Raw genomic sequence first — 13,198 nt, 5'->3', positions numbered from 1 at the left:
GGGAATGGCGAACCGGGTGAAGGTCAGCGCAGAACGAAAGGCACGAGGCTTACGGGCGGAGTGGGTGCGAACAGGCGGGTACGAGCGGACATCGGGAATCACCATTGTTGTTGTTTACAGCCGGTCTGTTGCCGGCAGTTGGGGCGATCCTAGACGGGTAAGCTTTCAGCCAGCTTTCGCTGAGAAAACAGCTGATGAAGGGTATGCACCCGTTCTTCAGGTTGACGCAGAACAAAATGTGGGAGCTGGCTTGCCTGCGATAGCGGTGTGTCAGCCAATATCTTTCATGGCTGTGCCACTGTCATCGCAGGCGAGCCAGCTCCCACATTTGCAAGGTGGTGGCTAACAAAATTCAGGGGAGTTCGAGGCCACCGGCGGCTTTATGCAGCGCTCGTAGGTGTTCACCGATTTGCTTGAGGTTGGCTTCACTGGCGGCAATCTCGGCAGCACGGGCCGGATCGAGCAGCGCCCTCACCTCCTTATCCAGCTCGCCGGTCAACGATTGCAACTGCTTTTGACGTTCGGCGCTTTCTGATTCCAGGCGCTTGGCTTCCGAAGGCTGTGGCAGGCCATAACCTCCACTGTCCAGCAACTCGGCCGGGCGACTCAGGAAGCCGCTGTTGGCGAGAATTTGCTGCAGCGTGTTGTTGGCCTTCTCCATGCCGCCGTTTTTCAGCTCGCGGGCATTGAGATAGCGCTGTTTGACTTCGTCCTGGGCGAGCATCAGTTGCTTGCGATAGCTGGCTTGTTCAAGCAACAACAACGCAGCGCTGGTGCGCAGGTCGGCCTGGCTGAACCACTGGCGGCGCGCTTGCGCATCCAGCGCCAGCCAGTCTTCGACCTGGGTCTGCTTGATCGGCAGACGCTTGCGCAGCACATCGAACATCGCCTGGTAGCGTTCGCGGAACGAGTCGAAGTGATACCCCAGGCGCAACGCCTCGCGCTTGTCATTCAATACGCTGGTATCGGCGAGCCCGCGGGCGCTGAGCACTTCCAGCAAACCGTTGGGCGTGATGTTGTCCAGGCCGGTCAATTGCGGGTTGGCGCTGCCACTGCGTAACAGTTTCAGGCTTTCGACCGCGCAGTTGTTGGAGATAAAGAAGTAGTTGCCGTCATAGCTCCAGTGCATCTGGGCAGCATGTTCGACGGTGTCGTTGATTTCCTGGCGGCTAAGCTTCAGCGGCACAGACGCCAGGCCACGCAATTCTGTCTTGGTGTATTCATCGATGACCTGAGCCAGGGGCAGTACAAACAGCCGTGACGGGTACTTGCCCACCAGGCCATCCCAGCTCGACAGCTGTACGTCACCGACGAAGGCGCGGTAGGACAGCACCAGGTGGCGGTCCAGATCCAGTCGACAATCGGGGCCACGCGGGCGACCAGGCGCGCAGATCACCAGGCGCAACATGCTATGGCCCCAGCGGCTCACCAGGTTTTGGTTGGCTTCGGCGAGCAGGTAGTCGATTTCGTACACCCGCTCCGGATCAATTTGCCCCAGTGGCGTTTTGGCGAAGTCGTTGCCGGCGTTCAGGAAGGGGTAGGTCTTGGCACAGGCTTGCTGTTCGGGCGGTGCCCAGCCGAAATGTTCTTTGTAATAGCGGAACAGCGCGGGGCGTCGGCAGGCGTAGCTGGGGTCCAGGAGGAAGTACTCCATGTTGACCGCCACAAACTCCAACGGGCTGGTGGTTTCGTAGATGTCCGGGCTGCGCACCACTTGATTGTTGTGCTGCTCGCGCTCGCCGCGGCGGCCGACGTATTGTGGCCAGCCGGCGAGGTCCAGCAGGCGTGGGTCATCACTGAGGGTAAAGCGCCGGTCGTTCTGGCCACGGCATTGATCGGGCAGGCCGATCAAGCCGGTGATGCTGTTCTGGCGACTGCAACGCTGGATCAGTGCGCGCTCGTCTTTGGGCCACAGGCGTGCCCGGTCGTAGATGTGGGTCAGCTCATGCAGCACGGTGGCGAGCAATTCCTTGCGCACTGTGCCGTGAGGTCGATTGGTTTTGTGAGTGGCGGCACTGCCGTCGGTCAGGCTGGCGAGCAGGTTCTGGTTAAGGTCCAGTTCGGACACCAGGGAGGCCTGGCCGTAGGCATTTTCAGGCATTTTGTCGGTCCAGCCGACATCAATGCGCCGATCCAGTTGCTCGACAAAACGTGGCGGCAAGGCGTGCAGCGCTTCATCGAGCAATGCCTGGCTGGCCTGTTGTTCGGCCGGGCTCAAACCGTCGGTTTTGAGCCGCAGTTGCAGGCTGGCCTGGGCTGTAGTTGCACACAGCAGCACAGCCCCGGCCAAGAGCCATGTTTTGATGCGCCTCACAGAGCGAGGATAGCTTCGGCGAGGGTCTGGTCGCTGGCATCACGGGCTTCTGGCACGCGGGTGCGAAGGGTATCGAACGCGGCTTCCAGCTGGGCACCACGGATCTCGCCATTGGTGGCGACGAAGCTGGCGGCATCATCGTGGGCTTCGCGCACTATTTTGGAGTCGCGGATGGAAGTGGTGGTGTCCGAGGTGAAATCAATGGTGCGCGCCGATGCACGCACAATGATATTGCTGGTGGCTTTCAAGGTTTGCGCCTGGGCGACATCGGCCAAAAACAGCAGGCCGAGGGCGGCGACGATCAGCGGGCTACGCATCGAGTGACTCCGAAATACAAAGATAGCTATTGGACGAGAATTGCTCGCGCCAGTTCAAGGTCGCTCGCATGAAGTTTTGGCTGGCTGCGGCGCAGATAATCCAGCGCAGACTCCAGGCGCGCGCCCCGCCATTGACCATCAGTGGCAATAAATGCGGCAGCATCATCCTGGGCGGCCATGACCAACTTGTTGTCGAACGGCGCAGAGGTCACCTTGCCGGTGGCGTACACGCTGACGACGGAGCTCTGGGTGGACACGTCCAGGGCCGAAACCAAGGGTGACCAGCAGGCGCAAAACAGTACGGGAACAATCAACAGGCGGTATGAAAAAAACATGGGACTCGACAACTGAAAACGAGCGCCAAGGCTAGCGCAATGGCCGGGCGAGGGCCAGCGCCGAGGCATCCGGGAGCGGCTGGCGCTCCCGTCTGTTGCCGCCGATCAGATCGCCAGGATTGCCTGTGCCAGCTGTGCATCGGTAGCGATGGCCAGTTGCGGAGCTTGCTGGCGGATGTGAGCCAGGGCGCTTTCCAGTTTCACGCCACGGATAGCACCTTCGCTGGCGACAAAGCTGGCGGCGTCATCACGGGCGGCCTGGACTACCTTGTTGTCGCGCAACGAGGACGTCGCATCGGAGGTAGCATCGGAAGTGGCTTTCAGGGCGCCGACGATCGAGTCGGTGGTCATGATGAAGCTGCTCGCGTTGGCGTTAGCGGCCAGGGTCAGCACAGCGGCAGTGCACAGCAGGCGAAGACGGGACATGGGATAACTCCTGTAGACGAAATAAGGTGGCGCGAAGCGGCCACAGTTAAACGGACTGGGACTGTTGAGCATCAGACGCTCGCTCTACAGGGTTCGCCACGTGGTGGGTGGATATTAGGCTCGCGCCGTTGCAACAGGAAGCCTGTAATTTAACTGTACTGGTTAATTGTAACGCTATTAAAACTGTACCTGTCCGCGCAATCTGTACTGATTCAATGCCCTTTGCACAGAAACAACAAAGCCCGCCTCCGGTTACCCGGGGCGGGCTTTGTTTTGACAAATCAGAGTGCTGGCGGTGGACCCGACGGGTCAGGGCCAGCGGGCGCTGCTTAGCGCCAGAACGGCTTGCTCAGCTCTTCGTAGCGTTGAGCTTCGCTGATACCGGCGTCAGCCAGCAGACGCGAATCCAGGCGAGCCAACTGGTGGCGGCTGGAAATGCGGCGCTGCCACAACATCAGGTTGGCGAGAACGCGCAAAGGCAGGGAAGCGTTAGTGTTTACAGCTTTATCTTCGAAGAACAGTTCGGAACTGAGTGTACGTTCCATGATGACATCCTTCCGCTTGTGGCGGGATTAGGTAGTGGTTTAACTGATGCCAATGATCCTCTTCCAGCACAAGACTCTCTAGATACAGTTCACCTGTATTGTGAGGGGCCAGTTAACTGTTTAATGCGGCTGTACGGTACGGAAATGGGGCAACTGTACCTGTGCGCACCTAAAAGGTGCGAAATGACCGGTTTCAAGGCGAGGTGTGGGATATTTCGGTAGGAATGGAGCGGTACAGTAGTACAGTTTTTGCTATTTGTGCCGATTGGTCGATCGAGCTGATGAAACTGTAGTTGCATCAGCCCGGATCTGTATTCATCAAGCCTTGAGCATATGCCCGGTTTCTTCCAGGTTGATGTGCCAACTCAGTGCCTGGCGCAGAATATGTGGCGTGTGCCCACCGATTGCGCAGGCTGCTTCGAAGTAGGTATTGAGCGCGTCGCGGTAGGCCGGGTGCACACAGTTGTCGATGATCACCCGTGCACGTTCCCGCGGTGCCAGGCCCCGCAGATCGGCCAAGCCCACTTCGGTCACGAGAATGTCCACGTCATGTTCGGTATGGTCCACATGGCTGACCATCGGCACCACGCTGGAAATCGCGCCGCCCTTGGCGATCGACTTGGTGACGAAGATTGCCAGGTGCGCGTTGCGCGCGAAATCCCCGGAGCCGCCAATGCCATTCATCATCCGCGTGCCGCAAACGTGGGTGGAGTTGACGTTGCCGTAGATATCGAACTCCAGTGCGGTGTTGATACCGATGATGCCCAGGCGGCGTACCACTTCAGGATGGTTGGAGATTTCCTGTGGACGCAGCACCAGTTTGTCCTTGTAGTGCTCCAGGTTGCCGAAAACATCGGCATTGCGGCGCTCCGACAAGGTAATCGAGCTGCCGGAAGCGAAGCTCAGCTTGCCGGCGTCGATCAGGTCGAATGTCGAATCCTGCAGCACTTCGGAGTACATCGTCAGGTCTTCGAAGGGCGAGTCGATCAAGCCACACATCACCGCGTTGGCAATGTTGCCGATCCCGGCTTGCAGCGGGCCAAGCTTGTTGGTCATGCGACCGGCGTCTACTTCCTGCTTAAGGAAGTTGATCAAGTGGTTGGCGATGCCTTGAGTGTCATCATCGGGCGGCGTCACGGTTGAGGCAGAGTCAGCCTGGTTGGTGATCACGATGGCGACGATTTTCTCCGGCGGGATCGGAATCGCAGCGCTGCCAATGCGGTCGTCGACTTTCACCAGCGGGATCGGCGTGCGCGTCGGCCGATAGGTCGGAATATAGATGTCGTGCAGCCCTTCCAGGTTCGGATTGTGCGCGAGGTTGATCTCGACGATCACATGCTTGGCAAAAATTGCAAAGCTGGCTGAGTTGCCCACGGAGGTGGTAGGCACGATGTGCCCTTGTTCAGTGATGGCGACCGCTTCGATGACCGCAATATCCGGCAACTTGAGCTGATTGTTGCGCAGCTGTTCGACGGTTTCCGACAGGTGCTGGTCGATAAACATCACCTCGCCGGCATTGATTGCCTTGCGCAGGGTGCTGTCGACTTGAAACGGCATGCGTCGCGACAGTACGCCAGCTTCGGTCAGTTGCTTGTCCAGGTCGTTGCCCAGGCTGGCGCCGGTCATCAGCGTGATTTTGAGGGGCGAAGTCTTGGCGCGTTCGGCCAGGGCGTGGGGGACGGCCTTGGCTTCACCGGCACGGGTGAAGCCGCTCATGCCGACGGTCATGCCGTCCTCGATCAGTGCGGCGGCGTCTGCCGCGCTCATGACCTTGTTCAACAACGAAGGCAAGCGGATACGATCACGGTACATGAATTGTTATCTCAGGCTACGGAAGCAAGGTGGGCAGTGTAGTGATTTCAAAAAGTTTCGGCCCGCTACCATGGTCGAATGCCAGGTGGCGATTTAGAGCCTTTGGTCGGGTTTCATCCGCTAATAAAAAACCCCAGCCTACTGGAGGCCAGGGTTTCGGGTATTGCGCTGGCGCAGTGTTATTCGACGGCTTTGACCATATCTTCGATGACCTTTTTGGCATCACCGAAGACCATCATGGTCTTGTCCAGGTAAAACAGCTCGTTATCCAGGCCGGCATAGCCGCTGGCCATCGAGCGCTTGTTGACGATGATGGTCTTGGCCTTGAACGCTTCGAGAATCGGCATACCGGCAATCGGTGAGTTTGGATCGTTCTTGGCCGCCGGGTTGACCACGTCGTTGGCGCCCAACACCAGCACCACGTCGGCCTGGCCGAACTCGGAGTTGATGTCTTCCATCTCGAACACCTGGTCGTAAGGCACTTCAGCCTCGGCCAGCAGCACGTTCATATGCCCAGGCATACGGCCCGCCACCGGGTGGATCGCGTACTTCACGGTGACCCCGCGATGGGTGAGCTTTTCGGTCAGCTCTTTAAGCGCGTGTTGTGCCCGCGCAACGGCCAAGCCATAGCCCGGCACGATGATGACCGTGTCGGCGTTGGTCAGCAGGAAGGTAGCGTCGTCGGCAGAGCCGGACTTCACCGGGCGCGCTTCTTTAGAGCCGGCTGCTGCGCCGGCGTCTGGCGCATTGCCGAAACCGCCCAGCAGTACATTAAAGAAGGAGCGGTTCATCGCCTTGCACATGATGTAAGACAGGATCGCGCCGCTGGAGCCGACCAGGGAGCCGGCGATGATCAGCATCGAGTTGTTCAGCGAGAAGCCAATGCCTGCCGCTGCCCAGCCGGAATAACTGTTGAGCATCGATACCACTACCGGCATGTCTGCCCCGCCGATCGGGATGATGATCAGCACGCCCAGCACGAAGGCCAAGGCCAGCATCAGTGCGAACGCAGTGAGGTTGCCGGTGAACATGAACGCCAGGCCCAGGCCCAGGGTGGCCAGGCCGAGCACCAGGTTCAGTTTGTGTTGCCCACCAAACTGTACCGGTGCGCCCTGGAACAGGCGGAACTTGTACTTGCCCGACAGCTTGCCGAACGCGATCACCGAGCCGGAGAAGGTGATAGCACCGATGGCGGCACCGAGGAACAGCTCCAGGCGGTTACCGGCCGGGATCGAGTCGCCCAGGTGTTTGACGATGCCCAGGGATTGCGGCTCGACGACCGCTGCAATTGCGATAAACACCGCTGCCAGGCCGATCATGCTGTGCATGAACGCCACCAGCTCCGGCATCTTGGTCATCTCTACACGCTTGGCCATGATCGAGCCGGCGGTGCCGCCGACCAGCAGGCCGACGATGACGTAGCCGATGCCGGCTGTCGCCAGCTCCGCGCCGAGCTTGTAGATCAGGCCGACGGTGGTTAGCACCGCCAGCGCCATGCCGAGCATGCCGAACAGGTTGCCGCGTCGGGAGGTGGTGGGGTGCGACAGGCCTTTGAGGGCCTGGATGAAGCAGATCGACGCGATCAGGTAGAGCGTCGTCACCAGATTCATGCTCATTACTTCTGCACCTCTTCTTTCACAGCTTTGGGCGCTTTCTTCTTGAACATCTCAAGCATCCTACGCGTAACCAGGAAACCGCCGAACACGTTAACCGCAGCCAGCGCTACCGCCAGAGTGCCCATCGTTTTGCCCAATGGCGTCACGGTGAGTGCAGCGGCCAGCATGGCGCCCACGATCACGATCGCGGAAATTGCGTTTGTTACTGCCATTAACGGCGTATGCAGCGCGGGGGTAACGTTCCAGACCACGTGGTAACCGACATAAATCGCCAGCACAAAGATGATCAGGTTGTAGATACCGGGGGAGATAAGCTCTTCCATCGTCTGAATCCCTGCTTAGGCGTTTTTGCGGATGACTTGGCCGTCGCGGCACATCAGGCACGCGGCGACGATGTCGTCTTCGAGGTTGATTTCAAACTGCCCTTCCTTGGTGAAGACCAGCTTCAGGAAGTCCAGCAGGTTACGCGCGTACAAGGCCGAAGCATCGGCGGCGACAGCGCCTGCCAGATTGGTCGGGCCGCAGATGATCACACCGTTTTCCACCACGACCTGGTCGGCAACGGTCAGTGGGCAGTTGCCACCCTGGGCTGCTGCGAGGTCAATGACCACCGAGCCGGGTTTCATCTGCGCGACGGTATCGGCGCTAAGCAGGGTCGGCGCCTTGCGGCCGGGGATCAGTGCGGTGGTGATAACGATGTCGGCCTGCTTGGCGCGTTCGTGCACGGCCAGGGCCTGGCGCTGCATCCAGCTGGTGGGCATCGGGCGCGCGTAGCCGCCGACACCGACGGCGCATTCACGCTCTTCATCGGTTTCGTAGGGAACGTCGACGAACTTGGCGCCCAGGGATTCGATTTGCTCTTTCACCGCCGGACGGACGTCGGACGCTTCGATGACCGCGCCCAGGCGTTTTGCCGTAGCGATGGCTTGCAGCCCCGCCACACCGGCGCCAAGGATCAACACGCGCGCAGCTTTTACAGTGCCGGCGGCGGTCATCAGCATTGGCATGAAGCGCGGGTAGTGATGAGCGGCCAGCAACACAGCCTTGTAACCGGCGATGTTGGCTTGCGAAGACAGCACGTCGAGGCTTTGGGCCCGGGAGGTGCGCGGCGCGGCTTCGAGGGCGAAGGCGGTGATGCCGTGTTCGGCAAGCTTGGCGATGGTTTCGTTGCTGAACGGATTGAGCATGCCCACCAATACGGTGCCGCTTTTGATCAGCGCCAGTTCGCTGTCGTTGGGGGCCACCACCTTGAGGATCAGCTCGGCACCGAACGCATCGCTGGCACTGCCAATGGTTGCGCCTGCCGTTTCATAAGCACTGTTGACGATGCTGGCGTTGATGCCTGCGCCGCTTTGTACAGTGACCTTATGGCCCTGGCCGATCAGTTTCTTGATGGTTTCCGGGGTGGCAGCCACCCGCGTTTCACCGGTCTGGGTTTCGAGAGGAACACCAATGTGCACGTCAAATCTCCTGCATGATCTTTTTGCTTTTGATCTTTTTGTAAAAAGGCCAGTGCACCGCGAGTGGCGCAACTGGGGCGACCGATCAGCACGATCCCGCTGAAATGACAGCGGGGCGCGGCATTTTGCAGGCGAACTTTACGGCCTTCAAGAGATTATGACGGGTGACGAAAAATTAACTACAAGTCACCCTGTGACTGATTGTCGCAATGCTCGGAAATAACCGCTTTAAATACAAGCCTTTAAAGGGGGTATGGTGTTTATCGGCTCTTTTTCAATGGTCGTTGTGAATGGTCGCTTATAGGTTGTTAATAGTCGCTACACGCCATGTAAATCATGGCCTTGAGCCTTATTTTTGCTCGACCGGTACAGACTGTTTAAATGCGACATATACGTATATCTGTAGGATTAAAAATAAACTGACTACAAGGTCAGTAATTGGAGTTTGTCCTTTAAATGCTAGGGCTATAGCGTTTTGACTGCTCAATCAGCCAGTCTCTGAAGGCGTGCAGCGAAGCCGATTCGACCTTTTTATCGGGAATCATGAGGTAGTAAGCCTTTTCGCTGCTTAGCGTTTCGGTGCTCGCGATCACTAGTCGCTTCTCCTTCAGTTCGCGCTGGATGAGGAAGGGAGGTATCAGTGCGATGCCCATGTCATGCATGGCCGCTTGGGACAACATCGAGAATAGCTCGTATCGAGGGCCTGTCATGTCGCGAGGCAGGCTCAGCTGCTGCGCGTTGAACCACTGACGCCAGGCATAGGGGCGGGTGGTCTGTTGTAGCAGTGGCAGTTCGGCGATCTCTTGAGGGGTGAAGTGCGCGCGGTCTCCAAGTAAGCGTGGGCTGCACACCGGGACAGGGTTCTCTCCCATCAGCCGGTGTGACTCTGTGCCGGACCAGTCGGCGTCGCCGAAGTAGATCGCGGCGTCGAACGCCGTGTCGGCGAACAGGAACGGGCGTGTCCGATTGGTCAGGTTCACCGTCACCTCCGGGTGCCGGTCCTGGAAGTCCTTGAGGCGTGGAATCAGCCATTGCGTGCCGAAGGTCGGTACCACCGCCAGCTCGATGGCGTTGGCGCCCTGCTGGCCCATGACCGACAAGGTATCGCGCTCTACGGCGTCCAATTGTGTGGCAACTCTGCGGCTATAAGAAAGCCCTGCCTCTGTCAGCTTCACCCCGCGACGCGAACGGCGAAACAGTTCGACACTTAAAAACTCCTCCAGGCTGGCGATCTGTCGACAGATGGCGCCCTGGGTGATGGAAAGCTCCTGCGCCGCCTTGGTGAAGCTTTCGTGACGGGCTGCCGCTTCGAAGCTGATAAGCGCGGTGGTGCTTGGGATTTTCCTGCGCATGTACGTTGCCCTCACAGATAAGGCGTGTTTCTGGGCTTTTTGAGTGTTACGAAGTGAGAAATTAGCACAACCCTATGCAGAAACCTCGTTTGCCCTCTGCGCGTGCCCGGCCTAGTCTGAATCACGACTTCTGTTTTTATCCGCGAGGACTTATTCATGGCTGGCAAGGCAAGCTTCAACTGGATCGATCCACTGCTGCTGGATCAACAGCTCACCGAAGAAGAGCGCATGGTGCGTGACAGCGCCGAGCAGTTTGCTCAGGACAAGCTGGCTCCTCGCGTGCTTGAAGCCTTCCGTCATGAAAAGACCGATCCCGCTATCTTCCGTGAGATGGGAGAGACCGGTTTGCTGGGCGCGATGATTCCCGAGCAGTACGGTGGCAGCGGCTTGAACTACGTCAGCTACGGGCTGATTGCGCGTGAGGTAGAGCGTGTCGACTCCGGCTATCGTTCGATGATGAGTGTTCAGTCGTCACTGGTCATGGTGCCGATCAATGAATTCGGCACCGAAGCGCAAAAACAAAAATACCTGCCGAAATTGGCGTCCGGCGAATGGATTGGCTGTTTCGGGCTCACCGAACCCAACCATGGCTCTGATCCGGGCGCGATGATTACCCGTGCGCGAAAGGTAGATGGCGGCTACAGCCTGACCGGCGCGAAGATGTGGATCACCAACAGCCCGATCGCTGATGTATTTGTGGTGTGGGGCAAGGACGATGCAGGCGATATCCGTGGGTTCGTCCTGGAAAAAGGCTGGAAGGGCCTGAGCGCCCCGGCGATTCACGGCAAGGTCGGCCTGCGAGCGTCCGTTACCGGCGAAATAGTCATGGATAACGTGTTTGTACCCGAAGAGAACATTTTCCCGGATGTGCGTGGCTTGAAAGGGCCTTTTACCTGCCTGAATTCGGCGCGCTACGGTATCTCCTGGGGGGCGTTGGGGGCTGCTGAGTTCTGCTGGCATACCGCGCGCCAATACACCCTGGATCGTCAGCAGTTTGGTCGACCATTGGCCGCAACGCAGTTGATCCAGAAGAAGCTGGCCGATATGCAGACCGAGATCACCCTGGCGCTGCAAGGTTGCCTGCGTCTGGGGCGGATGAAAGACGAGGGGACTGCAGCGGTCGAGATTACATCGATCATGAAGCGTAACTCGTGTGGCAAGTCCCTGGACATCGCCCGTATGGCCCGTGACATGTTGGGCGGCAACGGCATCTCCGACGAGTTCGGGGTGGCGCGTCACTTGGTCAACCTGGAAGTGGTCAATACCTATGAAGGGACCCATGACGTGCATGCCTTGATCCTTGGGCGTGCGCAAACCGGTCTTCAGGCGTTCTATTAATAGGAGCATGGGCATGGGCGCGCTGTCGCATCTGCGGGTACTGGATTTATCACGAGTACTGGCGGGCCCTTGGTCCGGGCAGATTCTCGCGGATCTTGGGGCTGAGGTGATCAAGGTCGAAAGGCCGGGCTGCGGTGATGACACACGCGCCTGGGGGCCGCCTTTCCTCAAGGACGCGTACGGCGAAAATACCAGTGAGGCGGCGTACTACCTGTCCGCCAACCGAAATAAAGAGTCGGTGACCATCGACTTCACTAAGCCTGAAGGGCAGAAGCTGGTGCGTGATCTGGCGGCCAAGTCGGACATTCTGATCGAGAACTTCAAAGTGGGTGGTCTGGCAGCTTATGGGCTGGATTACGAGTCGCTAAAGGAGATAAACCCGGAGTTGATCTACTGCTCAATCACGGGTTTTGGTCAGACCGGGCCTTATGCCGCGCGTGCCGGCTATGACTTCATGATTCAAGGGCTGGGTGGGTTGATGAGCCTGACTGGCCGGCCTGAGGGTGATGAAGGCGCGGGGCCGGTGAAAGTTGGCGTGGCATTGACCGATATTCTCACGGGGCTCTACTCGACCGTCGCGATCCTGGCCGCGTTGGCTCACCGGGACCATGACGGCGGTGGGCAGCATATCGATATGGCGCTGCTGGATGTGCAGGTGGCTTGTCTGGCTAATCAGGCAATGAATTACCTGACCACCGGAGTTTCGCCAAAGCGCCTGGGTAATGCGCATCCGAATATCGTGCCGTATCAGGACTTTCCCACGGCTGATGGTGATTTCATCCTGACGGTTGGTAATGACGGGCAGTTTCGCAAGTTTGCCGAGGTGGCCGGGCAGCCGCAGTGGGCGGATGATCCGCGGTTCTCTACTAACAAGATGCGGGTTGCCAATCGTGCGGCGTTGGTTCCGTTGATTCGTCAGGCAACAGTCTTCAGGACTACGGCGGAATGGGTGTCGCAACTGGAAAAAGTCGGTGTGCCGTGCGGGCCGATCAATGATTTGGCGCAGATGTTTGCTGATCCGCACGTCAAGGCGCGCGGGTTGGCTATAGAGTTGCCTCATGCTTTGGCGGGGATGGTGCCTCAGGTTGCCAGCCCAATCCGGCTTTCGAAGACGCCCGTGGAGTATCGCAGTGCACCTCCGTTGCTGGGCGAACACACGCTCCAGGTGCTGCAAGGGGTGCTGGGGCTATCGCCAGCCAATGTGGCTGTATTAAAGGAAGCCGGGGTTATATGAATACTCTCTTCTATCATAGAGAGGTGTCTGCTGTGCGTTTTCTGATCAATCCTAACTATTTGATAAGAAAACGAAATTAGAAGTTGACGGCAGATTCTGGAGGCCTATAATTCGCCCCACTTCCGGCGCAGTCGAAACGGAAAACTCCTTGGTAAACAATGAGTTACGCGGTTTTCGGCAGTAGGTTGCTTCAGTTCATCGAAGCCAAAAGGAAGTTGAAAAAGAGGTGTTGACAGCAGCGTGTAACGCTGTAGAATTCGCCTCCCGCTTCGGAGAGATCTTAAGCGCAAGTGGTTGAAGTTGTTGAAGAAATCTTCGAAAACTTCTGAAAATAATCACTTGACAGCAAATGAGGCTGCTGTAGAATGCGCGCCTCGGTTGAGACGAAAGATCTTAACCAACCGCTCTTTAACAACTGAATCAAGCAATTCGTGTGGGTGCTTGTGGAG

12 protein-coding genes are annotated in these 13,198 nt (G+C 58.2%); 2 read left to right on the top strand and 10 right to left on the bottom strand.

Annotated elements, in window-relative coordinates; all coding sequences use genetic code 11:
• Positions 1–352 precede the first annotated feature (352 nt).
• The 10 genes from TX23_RS08225 to TX23_RS08180 form a co-directional block, all read right to left on the bottom strand.
• Entirely contained in the window at positions 353–2,314 is a 1,962-nt protein-coding gene (locus TX23_RS08225) for a DUF7844 domain-containing protein (protein ID WP_057701773.1), read from the bottom strand.
• Positions 2,311–2,631 (bottom strand): DUF2388 domain-containing protein, encoded by a 321-nt coding sequence (locus TX23_RS08220; protein ID WP_057701772.1) that lies wholly within the window; start codon positions 2,629–2,631, stop codon positions 2,311–2,313. Before TX23_RS08220 ends, TX23_RS08225 begins: the two co-directional genes overlap by 4 nt.
• A gap of 26 nt (positions 2,632–2,657) precedes the next feature.
• The gene (locus TX23_RS08215) at positions 2,658–2,966 is read right to left on the bottom strand and encodes a DUF2388 domain-containing protein (RefSeq protein ID WP_057701771.1); all 309 of its coding nucleotides are present in this window, start codon (positions 2,964–2,966) and stop codon (positions 2,658–2,660) included.
• A gap of 105 nt (positions 2,967–3,071) precedes the next feature.
• On the bottom strand, positions 3,072–3,392 hold the full coding sequence (locus tag TX23_RS08210; RefSeq protein ID WP_032878532.1) for a DUF2388 domain-containing protein: 321 nt from the start codon (positions 3,390–3,392) through the stop codon (positions 3,072–3,074).
• Positions 3,393–3,721: 329 nt separating this feature from the next.
• Positions 3,722–3,937: a DUF1127 domain-containing protein gene (locus TX23_RS08205; RefSeq protein WP_043048367.1), complete on the bottom strand. Its 216-nt coding sequence runs from the start codon at positions 3,935–3,937 to the stop codon at positions 3,722–3,724.
• A gap of 318 nt (positions 3,938–4,255) precedes the next feature.
• Complete coding sequence (locus tag TX23_RS08200) at positions 4,256–5,749, bottom strand: acetyl-CoA hydrolase/transferase family protein (protein WP_057701770.1); 1,494 nt, start codon at positions 5,747–5,749, stop codon at positions 4,256–4,258.
• 179 nt (positions 5,750–5,928) lie between these two features.
• Positions 5,929–7,365: an NAD(P)(+) transhydrogenase (Re/Si-specific) subunit beta gene (locus TX23_RS08195; RefSeq protein WP_057701769.1), complete on the bottom strand. Its 1,437-nt coding sequence runs from the start codon at positions 7,363–7,365 to the stop codon at positions 5,929–5,931.
• Entirely contained in the window at positions 7,365–7,688 is a 324-nt protein-coding gene (locus tag TX23_RS08190) for an NAD(P) transhydrogenase subunit alpha (RefSeq protein ID WP_005783507.1), read from the bottom strand. The genes TX23_RS08195 and TX23_RS08190 overlap by 1 nt, the downstream gene beginning before the upstream one ends.
• A 15-nt stretch (positions 7,689–7,703) precedes the next feature.
• Positions 7,704–8,825: a Re/Si-specific NAD(P)(+) transhydrogenase subunit alpha gene (locus TX23_RS08185; RefSeq protein WP_057701768.1), complete on the bottom strand. Its 1,122-nt coding sequence runs from the start codon at positions 8,823–8,825 to the stop codon at positions 7,704–7,706.
• Between the two features lie 452 nt (positions 8,826–9,277).
• A complete protein-coding gene (locus TX23_RS08180) occupies positions 9,278–10,177 on the bottom strand; it encodes a LysR family transcriptional regulator (RefSeq protein ID WP_057701767.1) in 900 nt (299 codons plus the stop codon).
• A 156-nt stretch (positions 10,178–10,333) separates the two neighbouring features.
• Between TX23_RS08180 and TX23_RS08175 the strand changes: the two genes are divergently transcribed.
• Together TX23_RS08175 and TX23_RS08170 are read left to right on the top strand one after the other, a co-directional pair.
• Positions 10,334–11,515, top strand: a complete 1,182-nt coding sequence (locus TX23_RS08175) for an acyl-CoA dehydrogenase (RefSeq protein ID WP_057701766.1) — start codon at positions 10,334–10,336, stop codon at positions 11,513–11,515.
• Positions 11,516–11,528: 13 nt separating this feature from the next.
• Complete coding sequence (locus TX23_RS08170; protein ID WP_057701765.1) at positions 11,529–12,749, top strand: CaiB/BaiF CoA transferase family protein; 1,221 nt, start codon at positions 11,529–11,531, stop codon at positions 12,747–12,749.
• Positions 12,750–13,198 lie beyond the last annotated feature (449 nt).

The sequence above is a fragment of the Pseudomonas paralactis genome (assembly GCF_001439735.1).
Classification (GTDB): domain Bacteria; phylum Pseudomonadota; class Gammaproteobacteria; order Pseudomonadales; family Pseudomonadaceae; genus Aquipseudomonas; species Aquipseudomonas paralactis.
This window is presented reverse-complemented; position numbering and strand designations above follow the sequence as displayed.

Coding starts and splice junctions, on each gene's coding strand:
- TX23_RS08220 (WP_057701772.1), bottom strand. CDS start 2,631: ATGCGTAGCCCGCTGATCGTCGCCGCCCTCGGCCTGCTGTTTTTGGCC.
- TX23_RS08215 (WP_057701771.1), bottom strand. CDS start 2,966: ATGTTTTTTTCATACCGCCTGTTGATTGTTCCCGTACTGTTTTGCGCC.
- TX23_RS08210 (WP_032878532.1), bottom strand. CDS start 3,392: ATGTCCCGTCTTCGCCTGCTGTGCACTGCCGCTGTGCTGACCCTGGCC.
- TX23_RS08205 (WP_043048367.1), bottom strand. CDS start 3,937: ATGGAACGTACACTCAGTTCCGAACTGTTCTTCGAAGATAAAGCTGTA.
- TX23_RS08200 (WP_057701770.1), bottom strand. CDS start 5,749: ATGTACCGTGATCGTATCCGCTTGCCTTCGTTGTTGAACAAGGTCATG.
- TX23_RS08195 (WP_057701769.1), bottom strand. CDS start 7,365: ATGAGCATGAATCTGGTGACGACGCTCTACCTGATCGCGTCGATCTGC.
- TX23_RS08190 (WP_005783507.1), bottom strand. CDS start 7,688: ATGGAAGAGCTTATCTCCCCCGGTATCTACAACCTGATCATCTTTGTG.
- TX23_RS08180 (WP_057701767.1), bottom strand. CDS start 10,177: ATGCGCAGGAAAATCCCAAGCACCACCGCGCTTATCAGCTTCGAAGCG.
- TX23_RS08175 (WP_057701766.1), top strand. CDS start 10,334: ATGGCTGGCAAGGCAAGCTTCAACTGGATCGATCCACTGCTGCTGGAT.
- TX23_RS08170 (WP_057701765.1), top strand. CDS start 11,529: ATGGGCGCGCTGTCGCATCTGCGGGTACTGGATTTATCACGAGTACTG.